At 74.4% G+C, this 20,133-nt stretch carries 17 protein-coding genes; 10 read left to right on the top strand and 7 right to left on the bottom strand.

All coding sequences use genetic code 11. The features are described 5' to 3' along the window. Positions 1 to 40: 40 nt before the first annotated feature. The 3 genes from ACZ4XX_RS33830 to ACZ4XX_RS33820 are packed head-to-tail and all read right to left on the bottom strand — an operon-like array spanning position 41 to position 2,348. On the bottom strand, positions 41 to 916 hold the full coding sequence (locus tag ACZ4XX_RS33830) for a 5-oxoprolinase subunit C family protein (RefSeq protein WP_468511685.1): 876 nt from the start codon (positions 914 to 916) through the stop codon (positions 41 to 43). Then, positions 913 to 1,563: a 5-oxoprolinase subunit B family protein gene (locus ACZ4XX_RS33825; RefSeq protein ID WP_468511684.1), complete on the bottom strand. Its 651-nt coding sequence runs from the start codon at positions 1,561 to 1,563 to the stop codon at positions 913 to 915. Before ACZ4XX_RS33825 ends, ACZ4XX_RS33830 begins: the two co-directional genes overlap by 4 nt. After that, a complete protein-coding gene (locus tag ACZ4XX_RS33820) occupies positions 1,560 to 2,348 on the bottom strand; it encodes a LamB/YcsF family protein (RefSeq protein ID WP_468511683.1) in 789 nt (262 codons plus the stop codon). Before ACZ4XX_RS33820 ends, ACZ4XX_RS33825 begins: the two co-directional genes overlap by 4 nt. Positions 2,349 to 2,458: 110 nt before the next feature. Here ACZ4XX_RS33820 and ACZ4XX_RS33815 point away from each other — a divergent pair, with 110 nt between their 5' ends. From ACZ4XX_RS33815 to ACZ4XX_RS33795, 5 genes are all read left to right on the top strand, one after another. Then, complete coding sequence (locus tag ACZ4XX_RS33815; protein ID WP_468511682.1) at positions 2,459 to 3,169, top strand: GntR family transcriptional regulator; 711 nt, start codon at positions 2,459 to 2,461, stop codon at positions 3,167 to 3,169. A gap of 80 nt (positions 3,170 to 3,249) precedes the next feature. Beyond that, the gene (locus tag ACZ4XX_RS33810; protein ID WP_468511681.1) at positions 3,250 to 4,794 is read left to right on the top strand and encodes a hypothetical protein; all 1,545 of its coding nucleotides are present in this window, start codon (positions 3,250 to 3,252) and stop codon (positions 4,792 to 4,794) included. Then, positions 4,791 to 5,588: a hypothetical protein gene (locus ACZ4XX_RS33805; protein WP_468511680.1), complete on the top strand. Its 798-nt coding sequence runs from the start codon at positions 4,791 to 4,793 to the stop codon at positions 5,586 to 5,588. Before ACZ4XX_RS33810 ends, ACZ4XX_RS33805 begins: the two co-directional genes overlap by 4 nt. Then, the gene (locus ACZ4XX_RS33800; protein WP_468511679.1) at positions 5,585 to 6,511 is read left to right on the top strand and encodes a hypothetical protein; all 927 of its coding nucleotides are present in this window, start codon (positions 5,585 to 5,587) and stop codon (positions 6,509 to 6,511) included. Before ACZ4XX_RS33805 ends, ACZ4XX_RS33800 begins: the two co-directional genes overlap by 4 nt. Before the next feature lie 94 nt (positions 6,512 to 6,605). Then, positions 6,606 to 11,297 carry a hypothetical protein gene (locus ACZ4XX_RS33795; protein ID WP_468511678.1) on the top strand — a complete coding sequence of 1,564 codons (4,692 nt, stop codon included), beginning with the start codon at positions 6,606 to 6,608 and terminating at the stop codon, positions 11,295 to 11,297. A 112-nt stretch (positions 11,298 to 11,409) separates the two neighbouring features. Here ACZ4XX_RS33795 and ACZ4XX_RS33790 read toward each other — a convergent pair whose 3' ends face one another. After that, a complete protein-coding gene (locus tag ACZ4XX_RS33790) occupies positions 11,410 to 11,778 on the bottom strand; it encodes a hypothetical protein (RefSeq protein WP_468511677.1) in 369 nt (122 codons plus the stop codon). A 435-nt stretch (positions 11,779 to 12,213) separates the two neighbouring features. On the opposite strand from ACZ4XX_RS33790, the gene ACZ4XX_RS33785 reads away from it, so the two are divergent. From ACZ4XX_RS33785 to ACZ4XX_RS33770, 4 genes are read left to right on the top strand one after another with little or no spacing between them, the layout of a single operon-like run. Beyond that, positions 12,214 to 15,258, top strand: a complete 3,045-nt coding sequence (locus ACZ4XX_RS33785; RefSeq protein WP_468511676.1) for a sensor histidine kinase — start codon at positions 12,214 to 12,216, stop codon at positions 15,256 to 15,258. Further along, on the top strand, positions 15,255 to 15,704 hold the full coding sequence (locus tag ACZ4XX_RS33780) for a roadblock/LC7 domain-containing protein (RefSeq protein ID WP_389034921.1): 450 nt from the start codon (positions 15,255 to 15,257) through the stop codon (positions 15,702 to 15,704). The genes ACZ4XX_RS33785 and ACZ4XX_RS33780 overlap by 4 nt, the downstream gene beginning before the upstream one ends. Positions 15,705 to 15,715: 11 nt before the next feature. Then, positions 15,716 to 16,168 (top strand): DUF742 domain-containing protein, encoded by a 453-nt coding sequence (locus ACZ4XX_RS33775; protein ID WP_468511675.1) that lies wholly within the window; start codon positions 15,716 to 15,718, stop codon positions 16,166 to 16,168. After that, entirely contained in the window at positions 16,149 to 16,754 is a 606-nt protein-coding gene (locus tag ACZ4XX_RS33770) for a GTP-binding protein (RefSeq protein ID WP_468511674.1), read from the top strand. The genes ACZ4XX_RS33775 and ACZ4XX_RS33770 overlap by 20 nt, the downstream gene beginning before the upstream one ends. 169 nt (positions 16,755 to 16,923) lie before the next feature. Here ACZ4XX_RS33770 and ACZ4XX_RS33765 read toward each other — a convergent pair whose 3' ends face one another. From ACZ4XX_RS33765 to ACZ4XX_RS33755, 3 genes are all read right to left on the bottom strand, one after another. After that, the gene (locus ACZ4XX_RS33765) at positions 16,924 to 18,111 is read right to left on the bottom strand and encodes a lipid-transfer protein (RefSeq protein ID WP_468511673.1); all 1,188 of its coding nucleotides are present in this window, start codon (positions 18,109 to 18,111) and stop codon (positions 16,924 to 16,926) included. Then, complete coding sequence (locus tag ACZ4XX_RS33760; protein WP_468511672.1) at positions 18,108 to 18,572, bottom strand: Zn-ribbon domain-containing OB-fold protein; 465 nt, start codon at positions 18,570 to 18,572, stop codon at positions 18,108 to 18,110. The genes ACZ4XX_RS33765 and ACZ4XX_RS33760 overlap by 4 nt, the downstream gene beginning before the upstream one ends. An 83-nt stretch (positions 18,573 to 18,655) precedes the next feature. Then, a complete protein-coding gene (locus ACZ4XX_RS33755) occupies positions 18,656 to 19,483 on the bottom strand; it encodes a M15 family metallopeptidase (RefSeq protein WP_468511671.1) in 828 nt (275 codons plus the stop codon). Between ACZ4XX_RS33755 and ACZ4XX_RS33750 the strand changes: the two genes are divergently transcribed. Continuing rightward, positions 19,482 to 20,042, top strand: a complete 561-nt coding sequence (locus ACZ4XX_RS33750) for an NUDIX domain-containing protein (protein ID WP_468511670.1) — start codon at positions 19,482 to 19,484, stop codon at positions 20,040 to 20,042. The genes ACZ4XX_RS33755 and ACZ4XX_RS33750 overlap by 2 nt on opposite strands. Positions 20,043 to 20,133 lie beyond the last annotated feature (91 nt).

Here is a 20,133-nt window from a genome sequence, read left to right as displayed (position 1 = left end):
CGCCCGGTCCGGCCGGCCCCGGCGCTCCGACCGGACACCCTCAGCGCACCGGCGTGAACCGCACCGGGGTGCCCGGCACCGCCTGCGCCACCGCGCCCAGGTCCGCCTCCCGCACCACCCCGACCACCGGATAGCCCCCGGTCGTCGGGTGGTCGGCGAGGAACACCACGGGCCGCCCGTCCGGCGGGACCTGGACCGCGCCCAGGACCATGCCCTCGCTCGCCGGCTCGCCGTGCAGAGCCCGTTCGAGGGCCGGGCCGTCGAGACGCAGCCCGATGCGGTTGCTCGCCGACGACACCCGGTACGCGCGCGTGACGAGGGTCCGGAGCGCAGCGGCCGTGAACCAGTCCTCGCGCGGCCCGAGCCGGAGCCGCAGGACGAGTTCGCCGGGCGGGCCGGGCCACGGGGGAGCGTCGACCGCACCCCGTGCCGCCGTCGCCGTGCTGGTGTCCGGTCCCAGTGGCAGGACCGTCTCCTCGGCGGCCGGCGGTGGGCCCAGACCGGACAGCAGGTCCGCGGACCGGCTGCCCAGCACCGGTTCGACGTCGATCCCGCCGCCGATCGCCACGTACGCGCGCAGCCCGCGCGTGGCCGCGCCGACCTCCAGGACGGACCCGGCGGGCACGCGGACCGCGGTTCCCCATGCGGCCGGGCGCCCGCCCACCCGTACCGAGCAGGGCGCGCCGCCCACCGCCACGGTCACCGCGCAACGGGGCCGCAGGGCGCAGCCGTCGACGGTGGTCTCCAGGACAGCCGCGGTCTCCGGGTTGCCGACGAGCCGGTTGGCGAGGCGTACGGCCGCCGGGTCGAGCGCGCCGGAGCGGGGCACCCCGAGGTGCGCGTACCCGGTGCGCCCCAGGTCCTGCACGGTGGTCAGCGCCCCGGCCCGGACCACGACGACGGCGCGGTCGGTCATCGTCCACCCCCTGGCGTGGCGCTCCCCGCCGTGAAGCGGACCCGTGTGCCCGGAGCCAGCAGCGCGGCCGGCTCCCGACCGGTGTCCCAGAGCACCACGTCCGTGGTGCCGATCAGCTGCCAGCCACCGGGGGAGGAGCGTGGGTACACGCCCGTGTACGGCCCTCCCAGGGCGACCGAACCCGCCGGGACGGCCGTACGCGGAGTGGCTCGCCGAGGCACCCCGTACCGCTCGTCGAGTCCCGTCAGATAGCCGAAGCCCGGGGCGAACCCGCAGAACGCGACCCGGAACTCGGCCGACGTGTGGATCCGCACCGCCGCCTCGACGGACACGCCCCACAGCGCGGCGACCTCGGCGAGATCCGGCCCGTCGTAGCGGACCGGTATCTCGATCGCCCCGCCCACGCGCGCGGGGAGTGGCCCCACCTCCCAGCCCATCAGCTCGGCCGCGAGCCGGTCCGGGTCCGTCACCCCGTCGAGCAGCACCGTCCGCGCGGCCGGCACGATCTCCCGGACGGCGGGCAGAGCGCCGGCCGCCCGACGCCGCAGCAGCTCCGCGTGGAACGCCTCCGTCTCCTCGCCGCCGGACAGCTCCACCAGGAGCGCCCGGTCGCCCACGCGCAACGCGCGCGGGGCGGTGGGGCTCACGCGAAGGCCTCCACCCGTACACCCGAACCCCGCAGGCGTTCACGGACCCGCCGGGCGAGGTCCACCGCGCCCGGGGTGTCGCCGTGCAGACACAGCGACCGCGGCCGCACCGCGACGGAACTGCCGCAGTGCGCCGTGACCACCCCGAACCGGGCCATGGCCACCGACCGCTCCACCACGGCGTCCGGGTCGCTGACGACCGCCCCCGGCTGCCCGCGCGGCACCAGGGTGCCGTCCGCCCGGTAGGCCCGGTCTCCGAAGGCCTCGGGGACGACCGGCAGCCCGGCCTTCGTCGCGGCCTCGTGCAGGCGTGACCCCGGCAGTCCCAGGACCGGCAGCGTGCGGTCCGCGAGCAGGACCCCCTCGACGACCGCGGCCGCCTGCTCCGCGTCCCGGACCACCCGGTTGTAGAGCGCGCCGTGCGGCTTCACGTACGCCACGCGCGCGCCGGCCGCCCGTGCGAAGACCTCGAGGGCGCCGATCTGGTACGCCACCTCGGCCGCCAGCTCCGCGGCCGGCACGTCCATCGAGCGCCGCCCGAACCCGGCCAGGTCCCGGTACGAGACCTGGGCCCCGATCCGTACCCCGCGCGCGGCGGCGAGCTCGCAGACCCGCCGCATGGTGGCCGCGTCCCCCGCGTGGAAGCCGCAGGCCACGTTGGCGCTGGTCACGACGGACAGCAGCTGCTCGTCGTCGGTGAGCGTCCAGCGGCCGAAGCCCTCACCGAGATCGGCGTTGAGGTCGATCACGGGCTCGGCCGGGCTCTGGTCCGGGGGCGTGGGCATCTGCACCTCGCAGAAGGGGGGAGCCCGTGCCGGGGTGGCGCGGGGACCGTACGATGCCGTCAACGTAGAGGATTGTTGAACGATCCGACAGAATGATGACAGGGAGCGCCATGGCAGGGAGTGCCGCCGGGGACCTCACCGACGACCGCGTGCTGCTCGGCCGCACGAGCACGGCGGAACGCGTCGCGGACATCCTGCGGACCCGGGTCGCCGAGGGCTACTTCCCGCCCGGCACCCGGCTCTCCGAGGAGGGCATCGGCGGCGCGCTCGGTGTGTCCCGCAACACTCTGCGGGAGGCCTTCCGGCTTCTCACCCACGAGCGGCTGCTCGTCCACGAGCTCAACCGCGGGGTCTTCGTCCGGGTCCTGGCGGTCGACGACGTGGACGACATCTACCGGACCCGCCGGCTCGTCGAGTGCGCCGTCGTACGCGGTCTCGGACAGCCCCCGTACGCCCTCGACGCGCTCGCCGTGGCCGTGACGGCGGGCGAGACCGCCGCTCGCGCGGGCGACTGGCAGGGCGTCTCCACGGCCAACATCCACTTCCACCGCGAACTCGTCGCCCTCGCGGGCAGCGCCCGTACCGACGAGCTGATGCGGGGCGTCCTCGCCGAGCTCCGGCTCGCGTTCCACGTCGTCGACGACCCGCGCGTGCTGCACGAGCCGTACCTGGCGCGGAACCGCGAGATCCTGGACGCCCTGCGAGCCGGGGAGCGGGCCACGGCCGAAAGGCTCCTCGTCCGCTACCTCGACGACTCCCGCACCCGCGTCGCCGCCGCCTACGCGCGGGCCGTCGACCCCCCGGCGGGACCGGCGGACTGACCGCCCCGAGGCCCCGGTCGAGGCCGGTCGCATCTGCGCCGTTTCGACCGTTGTCAGTTCGAGGACCTAATCTGTCCACCGTGACTTCGCCTGCCTCGACGGACCTCGTTCCGCCCCAGCTCAGCGCGGGGCCGCGGCCCGCGCTGGGTCCGGCCGCCGACGAAGGGCTCGCGCGGCGCCTCCGCGCGCTCGCGTGCACCGCCCCGCTGCACGACCTGGACGCGCGCAAGGCGAATCTGGCGGGTGAGTACACGGTCTACGCGATGGCCGAGGTGGCCCTCTCGGCGATCGACCTCATCACGCTGAACATGGACTTCGACACCGGCGCCGACCACGAGCAGATCGTCGCCCGCCTGCTGCCCCGCGTCGCCGCCCAGGCACCGAGCCGCCCCGCCGCCGAGCACGAGCGCGTGGCGCGCTGGGTCCTGGAGAACCTGATCAACGTCGGCAGCGTCGACCGCGGCTTCCGCGCCGTCTACGGCACCTTCGGCACCGACGGCGTGTACGTCCGCAGGGACTACGACTTCAAGCTCATCGAGGAGGTCCCGGGGTACGGCGGCGGTGTCTACCTCCGGACCACCGACGAGGCGGTCAACGTCCTGGTCGGCGCACTCGACACCGACGTCACGAGCGCCCAGATCGCCGCCGAGGTGAAGCTGGAGGTCCTGATCAACCGGGGCCGCCTGGCCGACGCCCAGCTCGCCGCCGAGCAGGCGCGGTACCGGACCGTGCAGTACGCCGAGACCCTCCGCAAGACCCTGGACGCCACCCGGCGCAACGTGCGCGCGGTGGACTGGCTCAACACCGTGCCGGACATGATCGCCGAGGCGCTCGACCACGTCGCCGACCGCTATCGCCACGAGAACGCGATCCTCACCAACATCCGCAGGGCCCGCGACGAGGCCGAGGCCACGTCCGACGCGAAGACGGCCGAGCACAAGCGGCGCGCCGCCGAGCTCGTCGACATAGTGAAGGACTGCATCCGGCGCCACACCCAGCTCCAGTCCCGCCTCCTGGACGCGGGGCCGCTCTTCCGCGCCGAGCAGGACCGGCAGGCCTTCGCCGCACCCACGTCGTACACCGGCCTCGACCTGTACGGGCAGCTCGTGGCGCCGACCCTGCCGCTCCCCGTCGAGCAGGCCGCCAGAGTCACCGCCGCGTTCTTCGCGCGCGGCACCGGTCCGCGCACCCCCGCGTCCGTCCGGCTCGGCGATCTCGTCGACCTGCTGCTCACCCCGCCCGTGGAGCGCGAGCACCTGGGCGCCGAGATGCCCGAACCCGATCTCATCGCCACCCCGGACGACTCCCGCTTCAGCGAGGAGCAGCTCGCGAGCGCCATGCGGCTGCTCGACCTGGAGCACGACGCCCCGCGGCGCCTCTCCGGTCTGCTGGCCGAGGCCCGTGAGCTCGACGGCGATCTGCCGTACCTCGTGGCCCTGCTCGCCGTCCACGCGGCGAGCCCCCCGGTCGGCACGGCCTACCGTCAGGGCGAGGAGCGCCTGCTCTTCGCGGTCGACGACGGCACTCCGCTCGACGACCCGGAGTTCGGCGGCGCCGACCTCATCGTCGGTACGGCGCTGCTCGACGCCGCGGGCATGGCCGCCGGCCGCACGGAGGCCTCGTGACCCTCGTCCCGCCCGTTCCCGTTCCCGTTCCCGTCTCCCCGACTGTGACCGTGGCCCCGGACCACGTTGCCGTGGACGCCGCGGTCGTGGTCAGCGCTGCCCCGGACGGCACCGCTGTCGACAGCACCGCCGCGGACCGGCCGGAGACCGGCGTACGTGAGGCCGCGCCCGTCCCTACCGGCCTTCCGGTCCCCCCGCCCCGCCCGGCCGACACGGAACAAGGCCAGGAGCCGGCGCAGGAGCTGCAGCAGCCGGATCAGGAGCAGCCGGATCAGGGGCAGGAGCCGGTTCCCGCCCTCACCCCGGAGCGCGCCCCCGAGTCGATCAGCCCCGCCCCCACCCCGGAACCCACCCCCCGCCTCCGCCACGTCCGGATCGACCCCCCGGCCGGCACCCGGGGCGAGGCGGACGATCCTTTGACGCGGGTCCCCGGAACGCCGCCCCGCCTCGGGGTCGTGGCGGTGCCCCGGCCGTCCCGCACGACGTCCGACCGGCGGAACGGCACCCCGTCCGTGCGTCCCGTGCGCCTCACGGACACCACGGCCGCACCGGTCGGCCTCCCCGGCGGCACCGAGCGCCCCGCGGCCGTCACCCCGGTCCCGCTGCCCGTACCCCGCCCCGCCACGCCCATCACACCCGTCACGCCCATCACACCCGTCACGCCCATCACACCCGTCACGCCGATCACACCCGTCACGCCCGCCGACACGGTCACGCCCGCCGGCCACACCGGCACCGTCACCCCCGCCGTCCCCCCATCGACCGAGAGCCGTACCGAGGAGCCCCAGCCGTGAGCGAAACCCACGCCGAGTACGCCGACGCGTGGGGCGAGCAGGAGCCCCCGCAGCCCCCGGCCGCCTCCACGGGCGTCGGTGCCGCGCCCGCCGTCACCCCCGCCGACGCCTCCGACGCGGCCCGCCTCGTCGCCTTCGGGCTGCAGCCCAAGCTGCTCCCCGCCCGCGACGCCGAGTACGCGGAACTGCTCCGGCGCTACCGCGAGAACCCCGCCTTCGCGCGCCTCGCCGATGCCGTCGCGACCGGTCTCGGGCTCATCGTCCTGGAGGTCTCCCCGCGCGCGGGGATGGCCGTCACCGCCGGCGAGGACTCCGTCTTCGCCGTCCGCATGGGTGACTACGCGCGCCGCGCCTCCACCGACTCCGCCGACCGCTTCCTGCACGGTCTGGCCCATCTCGCCGTCGCCGCCATGGCCTTCCCGCGCCCCGAGGACCTCGCGGACGACGCGTACATCGGCCGTCTCACCGTGAACGGCGTCGACGCGTTCGTACGGCAGGCGTGTCTGCGTCTGGAGCAGCGCGCGGAGGAGGAGGGCGAGAACACCGACCCGGCGTCCGACGCCCCCGGCCTGGAGGCCGCCTGGCGGATCTACGCCCGCCGCAGCGCCACCGGCGCCACCAAGGACGCCCGCCGTCTCGCCGGATCCACCACCGGCATCGTCGGCAAGGCGGCCGCCTTCCTCACCGACTCCGGCTTCCTCCAGCGCACCGGGGACGAGGGCGGCGGCTCCTACCGCACCACCGCCCGCTATCAGCTCCAGGTCCGCGACATGGCAGGCTCCGCCGCCATGGCCGAGCTCCTCGAACTCGGCGTCGTCCCCGTCAGCGACGGCTCCGCCACCCTCCTGCCGCCGCCCGAGGGCGACGATCTGGAGATCGCGGCCGACGCGGGCCTGCCCTTCCACGCGCCACCGTCGGCGTAACCGCCCCGCGCAATCGCCCCGCGCGACCGTCGGCGCAACCGCCCACCCCGCGTAACCGTTCTTCCCGAGCACGAGAGCACGAGAGTCCCTCGCCATGTACGAGCTGTCCCGGGTCCGCCTGTACTCCATCGGTCCCGCCGGTGCGCGTTACGCCGACACCGTCCTGGACCTGCGGGGGGTCGGCGCACCCGTGCCCCACCCCGCCCCCACCCAGGCGGAGTTCTTCGAGGAGGAGCCGGTCGGCCCGCCGCGCCGGCCCGCCCCCGCGGGCGTGCTCTTCCTGGAGAACGGCGGCGGCAAGTCCGTCCTCCTCAAGCTGATCTTCTCGGTCATGCTCCCGGGCCACCGCAACACCCTCGGCGGCGCCAGCTCCGGCGTACTGCGCAAGTTCCTCCTCGCCGACGACTGCGGTCACGTCGCCCTGGAGTGGCAGCACACCCTCACCGGTGAACTGGTCGTCGTCGGGAAGGCCAGCGAGTGGCGCGGCCGGCAGGTCTCCTCCGACCCGAGGAAGTTCGCCGAGGCCTGGTACTCGTTCCGTCCCGGCCCCGGACTCAGCCTGGACAACCTCCCCGTCGCCGAGGCGACCTCCGTCCGCGCGCCCGTCGAGGGCGCCTCCGGCGCGACCGGCCGCCGCCGCACCATGAAGGGCTTCCGCGACGCGATCACCGAGGCGGGCAAGGCGTACCCGCACCTGGAGGTCTACTGGGAGGAGATCCACGACCGCTGGAACGAGCACCTCGGCGAGCTCGGACTCGACCCGGAACTCTTCCGCTACCAGCGCGAGATGAACGCCGACGAGGGCGAGGCGGCCGGCCTCTTCGCGGTCAAGAAGGACTCCGACTTCACCGACCTGCTGCTGCGGGCCGTCACCGACACCCGGGACACCGACGGTCTCGCCGACCTCGTCGGGGGCTTCGGCAACAAGCTCGGGCGCCGCGCCGAGCTGACCGCCGAGCGTGAGTTCACGGCCGGTTCCGTGGACCTCCTCAACCGGATCGTCGAGGCCGCCGGGACCCGCGCCTCCGCGCGAGAGCTCCACACGGCGGCCGAGCGCCGCACCCGTACCCTGGCCCGCCGGCTCTCGGCCCGCGCCGCCGTGGAACGCGCGCGTGGAGCCGAACTCGCCCAGCAGGTCACCTCCGCCGGACACGCCGTCGCCGAAGCCGAGACCGCGCGCGGGCGCGCCGCCCTCATCGCCGCCGAACTCGCCTACCGGCACGCCTCCCTGGCGCTGACCGCCGCGGAGAAGGGCGCCGCGTCCCAGCGCCGCGAACTCACCGACGCCCGCACCATGCACTCCGCCTGGCAGGCGGCCGAGGTCGTCCTCCGCCACCGCGCCGCCGGCGACCGCTCCGCGCGGGTGGCCGCCGCCATCCGCGAGGCCGAGCGGGACGCCGCACCGGCCCTCGCGGCCCGCGCCGAGGCCGCCGCCGACCTCGTGCGGGCCCTCTCCGCCGCAGCCGAGGAGGGCGAGCGGCACGCGGCCGAAGAGGAGGAACGCTCCACCGCCCTCCAGGAAGCCGGCGAGACCGCTCACCGCGACGCCACGGCCGCCGCGACCGAGGCCCAGCGGGCCCGCAGCGAGGCCGGGCACCTGCGCCAGCGTCTCGCCGAGGTCGAGCAGGAGACCGCCGAGGCCGTACGGGCCGGCTGGCTCGACGACACCGCGCCCGACGCCGACCCCGCCCGCGCCGCGCTCGCCGCCAGCGACGCCGAGAAGACGACGGTCGCCGCCTGGGACACCGCGCGCGAGGCCGCCCGTACGACGGCGGACCGCGCGCGTGAGACCGCCGGGGCCGAGGCCCGCGCCGAGCTCGCCGCGGCCCGCGCCGCGGACGCCGCCGAGGCCGCGGGGAACGCCTACGACGCGGAGCGCCGCGCCGCCGAACTCCTCGCCGGCGAGGAGCGCCTCGCCGAACTCCTGAGCCTCCCGGCCACCGGCTCGCACCTCCCGGCCGGCGGCTCGCCCCTGCCCGGGCAGCGCGCCGCCACCCCCGGCGCCGACTCCGAGGAAGCCGCCCGGACGGACACCTGCGGCGAGCCCCACGGCCCGCTCACCGTCACCGAGTTCGACCGCTACGCCGACGAACTGCGCGGCATGCTCGACCAGGCCGTCACCTCCGCCGAGCGCCAGCTCTTCGAGCTGCGCACCGCCGCTGCCGACGACTCCCGCATCCTCGGCGCCCTCGGCGACGGCGGCCTGCTGCCGCCGGGCCCCGACGTCCTCGCCACCGTCGAGTACCTCGGCGAGCACGGCATCCCCGCCCTCCCCGGCTGGCGCTACCTCGCCCAGGCCGTCGACCCCGCCGACCACGCGCGCGTGCTCACCGCCCGCCCCGAGCTGGTCGACGGCGTCGTGATCACCGACCCCGTCTCCTACGGCCGCGCCCGCGAGGTCCTCGGCACCGCGGCCCTGCTGCCGCGCTCCGCCGTGGCCGTCGGCACTGCCGCCGCCCTGCTCGCCCCCGTACCGGCGCAGGACAGCGCGGACGACACCGGCGTCTTCCTCGTCCCGCCGAACCCGGCCATGCACGACGAGCACGCGGCCGACGAGGAACGGCACGCCCTGCGTGCCCGCGCCGCCGCCCGTGACGAGGAGATCCGTACCCTCGCCGCCCGCCTCGCCGGCGACCGCTCCCTCGCGGCCCGGATCGGGGCGTGGCGCGCCGACTGCCCGCCCGGCATGCTCGCCGAACTCGCGGCCGTCGCCGCGACCGCGCGAGAGACCGCCGAGGCCGCGACCGCCACCCTCGACGAGGCCCGCACCGCGCGCGCGGAGGCCGACGAGGCCGCCGCCGAAGCCGCCCGGGTACGGGACGAGCGCCAGGAGGCGGCCCAGCGCGCCCGCCGGGTCGCCGACGCCCTGGCGGGTCTCGCGTTCCGGCTGCGCGAGCGGTCCGCCTGGCAGGCCAAGCTCCGTGAACTCGCCGACGACGCCGCCGAGGCCGAGGCCCGCGCCCAGACCTGTCTGGAACGCGCGCGTGCCGCCGACGAGGACCGCCGCGCGACCCAGCGCTCCGCCGACGACGCCCACCGCACCGCCCGCGCCCTGCGGGCCGAGCGCGCCGAGATCGCCGGCGCCCCCGACACCCTCCCCGAAGGCGACGCACCCGCGCCCCGCGCCGCGCTGCCCACCCTGCGCGAGGCCTACCGGGCCGCGTCCCAGCTGTACGAGAAGGTCGGCGTCGGCGCCGACCTGCGCGCCGAGCAGGCCCGCGCCGAGGGCGACGAGTCCGCCGCCCTCGCCGAGCTCGACCGCCTCACCAACAAGGTCCGCACCCGCGCCGAGCAGCTCCTGGAGTCCACGGACGGCGCCGACGGCCCGTCCCGGCAGGCCGCCGCCGCCCGCGCCGAGTCCCTGGTGCAGATGTTGGAGACCCGCGCGTCGGAGGCCAGCGAGAAGCTCGGCCGCCTGCGCGGCGAGGCCGAGCGGCTCGCCCCCGAGGACGGCGAGGAGCACACCGAGCTGCCCGAGGACCTCGTCCCCGCCGACGCCGAGCGCGCCCAGGTCCTGCTCCGTACCGCCACCGCCGAACTCGCCTCCCGCACCGACGCCCTGGAGGCGGCACGCGCCGCCCACACCGGACTGCTCCGGGACCACCGGGCCGCCGAGGACGCGGCGGGCGGCTTCGACGAGACCGCCGCCCTCCTGCGCGACCTGCTCCGCGACCACACCGACGAGGAGCGGGAGGAGACCGAGCCGTACCCCGGCAGCCTGGAGGAGGCCCGTACGACGGCCGCCGAGGCGCGCCGCTCGCTGCGCTCGTTCACGGCCGATCTCTCGGCGGCCGACGCCGCCGTGCGCGAGGCGAGCGACATCCTCGTACGGCACGCCAACTCCACCCGCTACGAGCAGGTCCGCACCCCGGCACGCCAGCAGATCCGCGAACTCCCGGCGTCGGCGCTGCCCGAGCACGCCGCCAAGTGGGCCGAGGCCTTCGCTCCCCGCCTGCGGGTCCTCACCGACGAGCTGGAACAGCTGGAGCGCAACCGCGACTCGATCGTCGACCGGCTGCGCGGCCTGGTCGAGTCCTCGCTCGCGACGCTCCGCTCGGCACAGCGGCTCTCCCGGCTCCCCGAGGGCCTCGGAGAGTGGTCGGGCCAGGAGTTCCTGCGGATCCGCTTCGAGGAGCCCGACCAGGCCACCCTCGCGGAGCGGCTCGGCGAGGTCGTCGACGAGGCGACCCGCGCCGCCGTCAGGAAGAACTCCGACCTGCGCCGCGACGGCATGTCCCTGCTGCTCCGCGGAGTCCAGGCGGCGCTCGAACCCAAGGGCGTCTCCGTCGAGATCCTCAAGCCGGACGCCGTGCTGCGCGCCGAGCGGGTGCCCGTCGGGCAGATGGGCGACGTCTTCTCCGGCGGTCAGCTGCTCACCGCGGCCATCGCCCTGTACTGCACGATGGCGGCGCTCCGCTCCAACGACCGGGGCCGCGACAAGCACCGGCACGCGGGCACCCTGTTCCTGGACAACCCGATCGGCCGCGCCAACGCCACGTACCTCCTGGAGCTCCAGCGGGCCGTGTCGGACGCCCTCGGCGTGCAGCTCCTGTACACGACGGGTCTGTTCGACACGACCGCGCTCGCCGAGTTCCCCCTGGTGATCCGGCTGCGCAACGACGCCGACCTGCGGGCCGGTCTCAAGTACATCAGCGTGGAGGAGCACCTGCGTCCGGGTCTGCCGCAGACCGCGGCGGAGGGCGAGACGATCCACGGCGAGATCACGGCGACGCGGATGTTCCGCCGGCACACGTCCGACGACCCGAGCCGGCCGGCGGCCCACTAGCGCAACAGGCGAGCGGCCCGGCACCCCTCTCCAGGGGGTGCCGGGCCGCTCGCTTTCCTTCTGTCCTCGTTCTGCCCTTGTCCGGCCTTCGCTCCGCTTCCGTGCCGCCGGGTCAGGCCGCCTCGGACAGCGACGCCGCCTCCGCCCGGTCCTCCTCGCGCTTCGCACGGAGCGGCGGACGCGCCGTGCTGCTCGGCTCCGACACCACACCGTTGCGCTGGCGCCACACCTGACGGGTGATCCAGATGTCGAGCACACTCCAGGTCGCCACGACGGTGAAGACCACCGCGCTGACGGTCACCGGGAACGCCAGCCATGAACCCGTCACGGAGCTGAAGAACGCCACGACCGCCTGGACGAGCGTCACCGATGTGATCATCACGGCCCTGACGGCGGAGGTGCGCACCGCGTCCGGCATCCGCCGTCGCGCCCGCTCGTCCTCCACCCACAACTGCCGCGCCGACCGCGCCTCGTGTTCCATTGTCCCGTCACTCCCCACCACTGACCGTCTTCAGGAACGGTTGCCCGTCTTGAGCGCCTATACACGGACAGAACCCGCCCCGTACTTATTGACGCACGAGTGAGGGAAAAGGTTTCGCCCGACCTGGGATGAACGTGAGCGGGATGGGACCGGAACGAACAATTCCAGCCATCTCCGCAGGCCGGAGAAATGGCGCATCGTCAGGTGTCCTACGCCACATTGACCAACCCCAACTCCCCGAATACCAGGACATCTCATGATCAAGACTCACTCGACAGGCTGAAAATAGCCCGGACATGCCTTCGGGATGGCCGCGATGCAGTAGTAGGCTCACGCCGCCGTTTGTTGAATCTCAAGGTTGACGCCGCGTGTTGACGCTGGACGTCACGAACGTGAAGGACCTCCGGGGCCACGGAGGTCGAGCTGGGGGAGGCCATGCGCTTTCGCGGGAAGTCCATCCGCCGGAAGATCGTGGCGTTGCTGCTCGTACCGCTCGTCTCCCTGACGTGCCTGTGGGGTTTCGCCACGGTCCTCACCGGACGCGAGGCCGACCAGCTCCTCGACGTCGGTTACATCGTCGACAAGGTCGGCTACCCCCTCGAGGACACCGCCCGGGTCATCCAGCTCGAACGGCGCCAGTCCCTCATCTATCTCGCCGACCCCCGGGGCTCCGACACCCTCGGCTCCCTCAACGAGACCCGCCGGGCGACCGACCGTCAGATCGCCCGCATCCGCGCCAACGCCGCCGACCCCGGCGTACGCGAGGAGATGCGACCCGTCACCGCCCAGCGGCTCACCTCCCTCCTGGAAGCGCTCGAAGGCATCGCCTCGCTGCGCCGCTCGGTGGAGAAGCGTGACATCGGCCGGATGCAGGCCCTCGAGTTCTACAACCGGCTCGTCGACCCCTGCTACAGCTTCCTCGTCACCCTCCACGCCCTCGAGAACGTGGAGATGGACAAACAGGGCCGCGCCCTGGTCGGCATCACCCGCGCGCGTGAGCTGCTCTCCCGGGAGGACGCGCTCGTCCTCTCCGCGCTCGTCGCGGACCGGGTCACCGCACAGGAGATCCGCGCGATATCCGACCTCGTCGCCAACCGCAAGCAGTTCTACGAGGTCAACCTCGAACTCCTGCCCACCGCCGAGCGCAGCCGCTTCGAGAAGTACTGGCGCAGCCCCGACACCCAGCCGCTGCGCACCGCCGAGAACGCGATCATCGAACAGGGCCCCACCGACAGCCCGCGCGCCGTCACCCCCGTCTACTGGCAGGACAACGCCAGCCCCGTCCTCGACGACCTGGCCAGGGAGAACACCGCGGCCGGCGACCGCTACCAGGACCGCGTCCAGCCCGCCGCGTACAGCGTCCTCCTCAAGGTCGGCGTCGCCGGAGTCCTCGGCTTCCTCGCCCTGCTCGCCTCGATCGTCATCTCCGTCCGCATCGGCCGCGAGCTCGTCCGCGACCTGCGCCGCCTCCAGAAGGAGGCCCAGGAGGTCTCCGGCGTACGCCTGCCCAGCGTGATGCGGCGACTCGCCGCTGGCGAACAGGTCGACGTCGGTACCGAGGTCCCGCACCTGGGATACGGACAGGACGAGGTCGGCCAGGTCGGCCAGGCCCTCAACACCCTCCAGCGCGCAGCCGTCGAAGCCGCCGTGAAGCAGTCCGAGCTCCGGCGCGGCGTCTCCGAGGTGTTCGTCAACCTCGCCCGCCGCAACCAGGTCCTCCTCCACCGCCAGCTCACCCTCCTCGACACCATGGAACGGCGCACCGAGGACACCGACGAACTCGCCGACCTCTTCCGGCTCGACCACCTCACCACCCGCATGCGACGGCACGCCGAGGGCCTCGTCATCCTCTCCGGCGCCGCGCCCTCCCGTCAGTGGCGCAAGCCCGTCCAGCTCATGGACGTGGTCCGCGCCGCCGTCGCCGAGGTGGAGGACTACGAGCGCATCGAGGTCCGCCGGCTCCCGCGCCTCGGCGTGGGCGGCCCCGCCGTCGCGGACCTCACCCACCTCATCGCCGAACTCCTCGAGAACGCCACGGTGTTCTCGCCCCCGCACACCGCCGTCCAGGTGCTCGGCGAGCGGGTCGCCAACGGCTTCACCCTGGAGATCCACGACCGCGGCCTCGGCATGAACCCCGACGCCCTGCTCGACGCCAACCTCCGGCTCGCCGAGACCCCCGAGTTCGAGCTCTCCGACACCGACCGGCTCGGCCTCTTCGTGGTCAGCCGGCTCGCCCAGCGCCAGAACGTCCGTGTCTCGCTCCAGACCTCCCCGTACGGCGGGACCACCGCGGTCGTCTTCATCCCGGCCGCCCTCCTCACCGACGCGCCCGAGACCCAGGGCGCCGGCTTCCGCCTGGACCGCAAGACCCTGGAGCGCCCCGGCCCGGCCGACGGCGGGACCGCCGACGACGGTGTCCTGCCGAGCCGTCGCCCGGCTCTCGCCAGGGTCCCGGACGTGACCGAGGCACCCGGTCCGCTCGACGGGCCCGTCGAGCTCGAGGGGCCGCTCGGCAGCGAGGAGTTCGACGTGCTCCTCGACGGAGCGGCGGACCTCCTCGACACCGAGAGCGAGCGGGGCGGCCTCTTCCTGCCCCGTGGCCGGCGTCGCGCCGGACTCGCGCCGGCGGGCGAACAGCACCAGCAGGCCTCGGACCGGACGAACGGCCACAGCGAGGAGGAGAAGCCCGCCGACGCGGGCGTCCTCGGCCCCGTACCGCTGCCGCGCCGCCGCACTCCGACCCTCGTCGTGGACCACGGCCGTCGCCTCGACGAGCCGGACCGCGGCCGCGGCGCGGACGAGCCGGGCGGAAGCCGCCGTCTCGACGAGCCGGACCGCGGCCGTGGGGTCGACGAGCCGGGCCGGGGTCCTGGCCTCGACGGACCGGACCGGAGCCGGGGTACCGAGGAGCCCGACCGTACCCACGCGCTTCCCGGCCTGGACCAGCCGCTCACCGGCCGGGCGCACCCCGCCCCCGGCCGGGTGACGGACGGCCCCGGCGTCGCGGACCACCACGCCTACGGCACCGGGCCGGACGAGCGGCCGGTGCCCCCCGGCGGAACCGGCAGGCCCGGCGGCCGGCCCGTACCCCCGCGCGGCACCGGCAGGCAGCACGGTCTGCCCATCACCCCGCGGGGAACCGGCCCCACCCTCGTCCCCGTACCACCGGACGGGCCCGTACCGCCGCCGGCGAGCCCCGAACCGTTCGGCGGACTGCCCCGCCGCGTCCGGCAGGCCAGCCTCGCGCCCCAGCTGCGCGCGACCGACGGCCCGGCCGAGCGCGGTACGGGCGGGCGCGCCGACGCCCTTACGAGCGGTGGCGCCGCGCCCGCGGACGCCGACTCCTTCGAGCGCGACGCCGAGGAAGTACGCGCGCGCATGGCCGCCATGCAGCGTGGCTGGCAGCGCGGACGACAGCACAACGCCGACCCTGACGACCCGACAGCACCTGGAACGACACCCGAGGGGGACGGTCGATGACCGCACCGAACGCCGCAGCATCCAGCACCACCTCCGGCCACGGAAACGGCAACGGCGAGCTGAACTGGCTCCTGGACGAGCTCGTACAGCGCGTCGCGTCCATCCGGAAGGCCCTGGTGCTCTCCAGCGACGGCCTCCCCACCGGCGCGTCCCAGGACCTGACCCGGGAGGACGGCGAGCACCTGGCCGCCGTGGCCTCCGGCTTCCACAGCCTCGCCAAGGGCGTCGGCCGGCACTTCGAGGCGGGCAAGGTCCGCCAGACCGTCGTCGAGCTGGAGGACGCGTTCCTCTTCGTCACGGCCGCGGGCGACGGCAGCTGCCTGGCCGTGCTCGCCGACGCGGACTCCGACGTCGGCCAGGTCGCCTACGAGATGACGCTGATGGTGAAGCGGGTCGGGGTCCACCTCGCGACGGCGCCCCGGACCGGTCTGCCCGCGGGAGGGTGAGTGGGGACGGCATGAGTGACGCAGTCGAGCGGAACCAGCTGAACCGGGCGGACCGGCGCACGGAGCCGGACCCGAGCCCCACCGCGGCGCACCACCACTGGTTCGACGACGAGGCCGGGCCGGTGGTCCGTCCGTACGCGATGACCCGCGGCCGGACGAGCGCCGCGACCCGCCACCGGCTCGACCTGATCGCGGTGGTCGTGCCCGAACCCGCCGCCGACGACCCCGGCCGGGACCAGACGCTCTCTCCCGAACACGTGGAGATCGTCGAACGCTGCTCCGAGCAGCCCCAGTCGATCGCCGAGCTCGCCGCAGGACTCGACCTCCCCGTCGGGGTGGTCCGGGTGCTCGTCGGTGACCTCGTCGAGGACGAACTCGTCCATGTGACCCGCCCCGTTCCGCCGGCCGAGCTGCCGGACGTGAGCATTCTCCGCGAGGTGATCAATGGCCTTCGGGCGCTCTAGCCGCAAGAAGCCGTACGTCGAGCCGGTGACCCTGAAGATCCTCGTCGCGGGCGGGTTCGGGGTCGGCAAGACGACGCTGGTGAGCGCGGTCAGCGAGATCCGGCCCCTGCGGACCGAGGAGATCCTCAGTGAGGCGGGGCGGCCCGTCGACGACCTGCACGGCGTCGAGACCAAGACGACCACCACGGTCGCCATGGACTTCGGCCGGATCACCCTGCGCGAGGACCTCGTCCTGTACTTGTTCGGCACCCCCGGCCAGGACCGCTTCTGGTTCCTCTGGGACGAGCTGGCGCAGGGCGCGCTCGGCGCGGTCGTCCTGGCGGACACCCGCCGCCTGGAGGACAGCTTCGCGGCCATCGACTACTTCGAGCGGCGCGGCATCCCGTTCACGGTGGCCGTCAACTGCTTCGAGGGCGCGCAGCGGTTCCCCGCGGAGAGCGTGCGCGGGGCGCTGGACCTGGACCCGGAGGTCGAGCTCCTGATGTGCGACGCCAGGGACCGGGAGTCCGTGAAGAACGTCCTTGTCGCCGTCGTCGAGCACGCGCTCGTCCTCGCGGACCGGAGCCACGCGACGGTGGGCCCCTGAGGCGACCCGCCTCAGGCGACCACTCAAGGCGACCCGCCGCAGGTGACCCCTCAAGGCGACCCGCCGCAGGTGACCCCTCAAGGCGACCCGCCTCAGGGCGCCCCCTCCAGGCGACGCCCTGAGGCGGCCCGTCTCCGCCCGAGGAGGCCCCTCCCCTCTCCGAGCATCCTCAGCGCACCGCCACCACCGCCGAACCGTGCCCGAACAGCCCCTGGTTCGCGGTGATGCCGACCCGCGCCCCCGGCACCTGCCGGTCGCCCGCCGTGCCCCGAAGCTGCCAGGTCAGCTCGCAGACCTGGGCGATCGCCTGGGCGGGCACGGCTTCCCCGAACGAGGCCAGTCCGCCGCTGGTGTTGACGGGCAGACGTCCGCCGAGCGCCGTCGCCCCGTCCCGCAGCAGCTTGGCGCCCTCGCCGGCCGCGCACAGCCCGATGTCCTCGTACCACTCCAGCTCCAGAGCGGTGGACAGATCGTAGACCTCCGCGAGGGACAGGTCCTCGGGCCCGATCCCCGCCTCCTCGTAGGCGGCACGCGCGATGGAGGCGCGGAAGGAGTGCGCGGCCGGGGCGACGGCCACCGCCGAGTCGGTCGCGATGTCCGGGAGGTCGAGCACCGCCTTGGGGTACGTGGGGGACACCGTCGACACGGCACGGACCCGCACCGGGTCGGGGTGCCCGTGGCCGCGGGCGAACTCCATGCTGGACAGCACGAGCGCGGCGCCCCCGTCCGAGGTGGCGCAGATGTCCAGGAGCCGCAGCGGATCGGCGACGACCGCCGAGGCGGCGACCTGCTCGGCGCTCACGCGCGCGCGGTAGCGGGCGAGCGGGTTGAGCGCCCCTGCCGCCGCGTTCTTCACCTTCACCTGGGCGAAGTCCTCGGGCGTGTCCCCGTAAAGGGCCATCCTGCGGCGCGCGTAGAGCGCGAAGTAGGCGGGATTGGTGGCTCCGAGGATCCGGAACCGCAGCCAGTCCGGGTCGTCGGGACGCTCGCCGCCCGCCGGGGCGAGGAAGCCCTTGGGGGTCGCGTCCGCGCCGACGACCAGGACCACGTCCGCGAGCCCGGCGAGGATCTGGGCCCGTGCGGTCGCGATCGCCTGGGCGCCCGAGGCACAGGCCGCGTACACGCTGCTGACGCGCGCCCCCTGCCACCCGAGGGCCTGCGCGAACGTCGCCCCGGCCACGTACCCCGGGTATCCGCAGCGCATGGTGTTCGCGCCGACGACGGAACCGACGTCCGACCAGTCCAGGCCGGCGTCGGCGATGGCGGCGCGGGCGGCGGCCGTCCCGTAACTGATGAAACTCCGGCCCCACTTGCCCCAGGGATGCATGCCCGCCCCGATGACGGCGATGTCGTTCACGACCGCTCCTCCTGTCCGACGGGCCGCCAGTTCCAGGTGGTCCAGATGTGCTCGTCGTCCTCGTCGAGGACCCCGGGCACCACCTCGACCTCCGCCCCGATCGCCAGATCGGCGGTCGTCACCCCCGGCGCGGCCTGCCCGAGGACCACCATCGCCTCGGCCGCCAGCTCGACGGCGACGAGGGTGTACGGCTCCCAGGGCGTGTCCGGATCGGAGACGTAAGGGGCGGGCGGACGGTAGCGCCCGTCGGTGTACGACCAGACCCGGCCGCGCCGGGAGAGCGGGAACTCGGCGAGCTCCCCGCCCCCGGGGCAGACCGGATTGCGGCAGCCGTCGTCCGCGCGCGGGAAGAAGACCGAGGCGCAGGCCGTGCAGCGGCTTCCGAGAAGCCGGAACTCCGCCTCCGGCACGGAGTCGTCGGTGAACCACCCGGCCACCACCGGTGTGCGTGTCCGTGCCATCGCGGCCTCCCGTGCCTACCGTCGACCACCCTGATCTGACGATCCGTCAGGAGTGTGGCACGGGAGCCCCGCGGGCGAAAGGCTCAGTGACCCGCCACCGACCTCCGCGCCACCGGGAAGTCGAAGAACGTGCTCGGGAACGGCTCCGGCTTGAAGGTGAAGTGCCACCACTCCTCCGGCAGGTTCACGAAGCCCTGCTCGACGAGCGTGCTCCTGAGCAGCTGCCGATGGGCCCGCTGCGCGCCCTGGACCCGCGGATCGTCGGTGTGCGAGAGCGTGTCGAAGCAGTCGTACCCGGTCCCCATGTCCACGGAGTTGTCCGGGAACCGCTCCGCGCGCGGCGCGTAGCACTCCGTCAGCGGCTCGCCCGGCACGTACGCGCGCGTGCGCGCCGCCGGCAGCCGGACGATCGTCAGGTCCACCGTCGAGCCACGGCTGTGCCCGGACTTCTCCGCGATGTAACCGTCCGCGAACAGCCTCGACTTGTCGACGAGCGGATAGAACTCCCCCTTCATCCGCTCGTCCTCCAGATCCTTCGCCCAGCGCACGAAGTGGTCCACGGCCCGCTGCGGCCGGTAGCAGTCGTACACCTTGAGCGTGTAGCCGCGGGCCAGGAGACGCACCTGCGCGCGGTGCAGGGCCTCGGCGGCCGGCCGGGTCAGGATGCACAGCGGCTGCCGGTAGCCGTCCACCGGCACGCCCACGAAGTTGTGCTCCGTCGTGTAGCGCATCTCCTGAATGATCGTCCGGTCCACCGAGCCGAGCGCCACGAACTCCCGCGGCGCCTTCGGCTCCGGCGCTGCGGAGACCGGGGGAGCGGGAGCGGCGACGGTGCCCGTGACGGCGAGCAGCCCGGCCGCGGCCGCGCCCGCGACGGCGAGGGTACGGAAGGCGGAAGCAAGTCCTGTCATGCGGACCGTCTATCAGTTCCGGCAGCGCCGGGAAAGGGTGATCGCATACGGTCGGCTCGTGAAGGACTCCCACTGCACGTTCTGCGGCGCCGCCCACTCGGCCGACGCCGGCTGGCCCCGCACCTGCCCGGCCTGCGGCCGGACCGCCTACCGCAACCCGCTGCCCGTCGCCGTCGCCCTGCTCCCCGTCACGGACGGAAAGGACACGGGCCTCGTCGTCATCACCCGCACCATCGAACCCGCGCGCGGCGGAGTGGCCCTGCCCGGCGGCTTCATCGACCACGGCGAGGACTGGCGCGCCGCCGTTGCCCGCGAACTGCGCGAGGAGACCGGGATCGTGGCCTCCGCCGACGAGGTGCTCCTCGCCGACGCGCTGAGCTCCCCGGCGGGCCACCTCCTCCTCTTCGGTCTCCTCCCGCCCCGCCCGGCGGCCGCGCTCCCGCCCTCGGTCCCCACGGACGAGACGAGCGGCCACCACGTGCTCCACTCGTGCGGGGAACTCGCCTTCCCGCTCCACACGGAGGCGGTACGGAAGTGGTTCGCCGGCGCCTACGGGTGAGATCGCCTGAGGTGTCCCGCGGCCGAGTCGTGGGGATGCCTGTCGTGCCGGCGCCACAGGAGACGCCGGCAGACGGGAGAGCGCCCCGTCT

It is taken from the genome of Streptomyces sp. NPDC029956, from assembly GCF_055574655.1.
The sequence above is the reverse complement of the archived record's forward strand: the minus strand, read 5'-3'. Positions and strand labels throughout refer to the sequence as shown.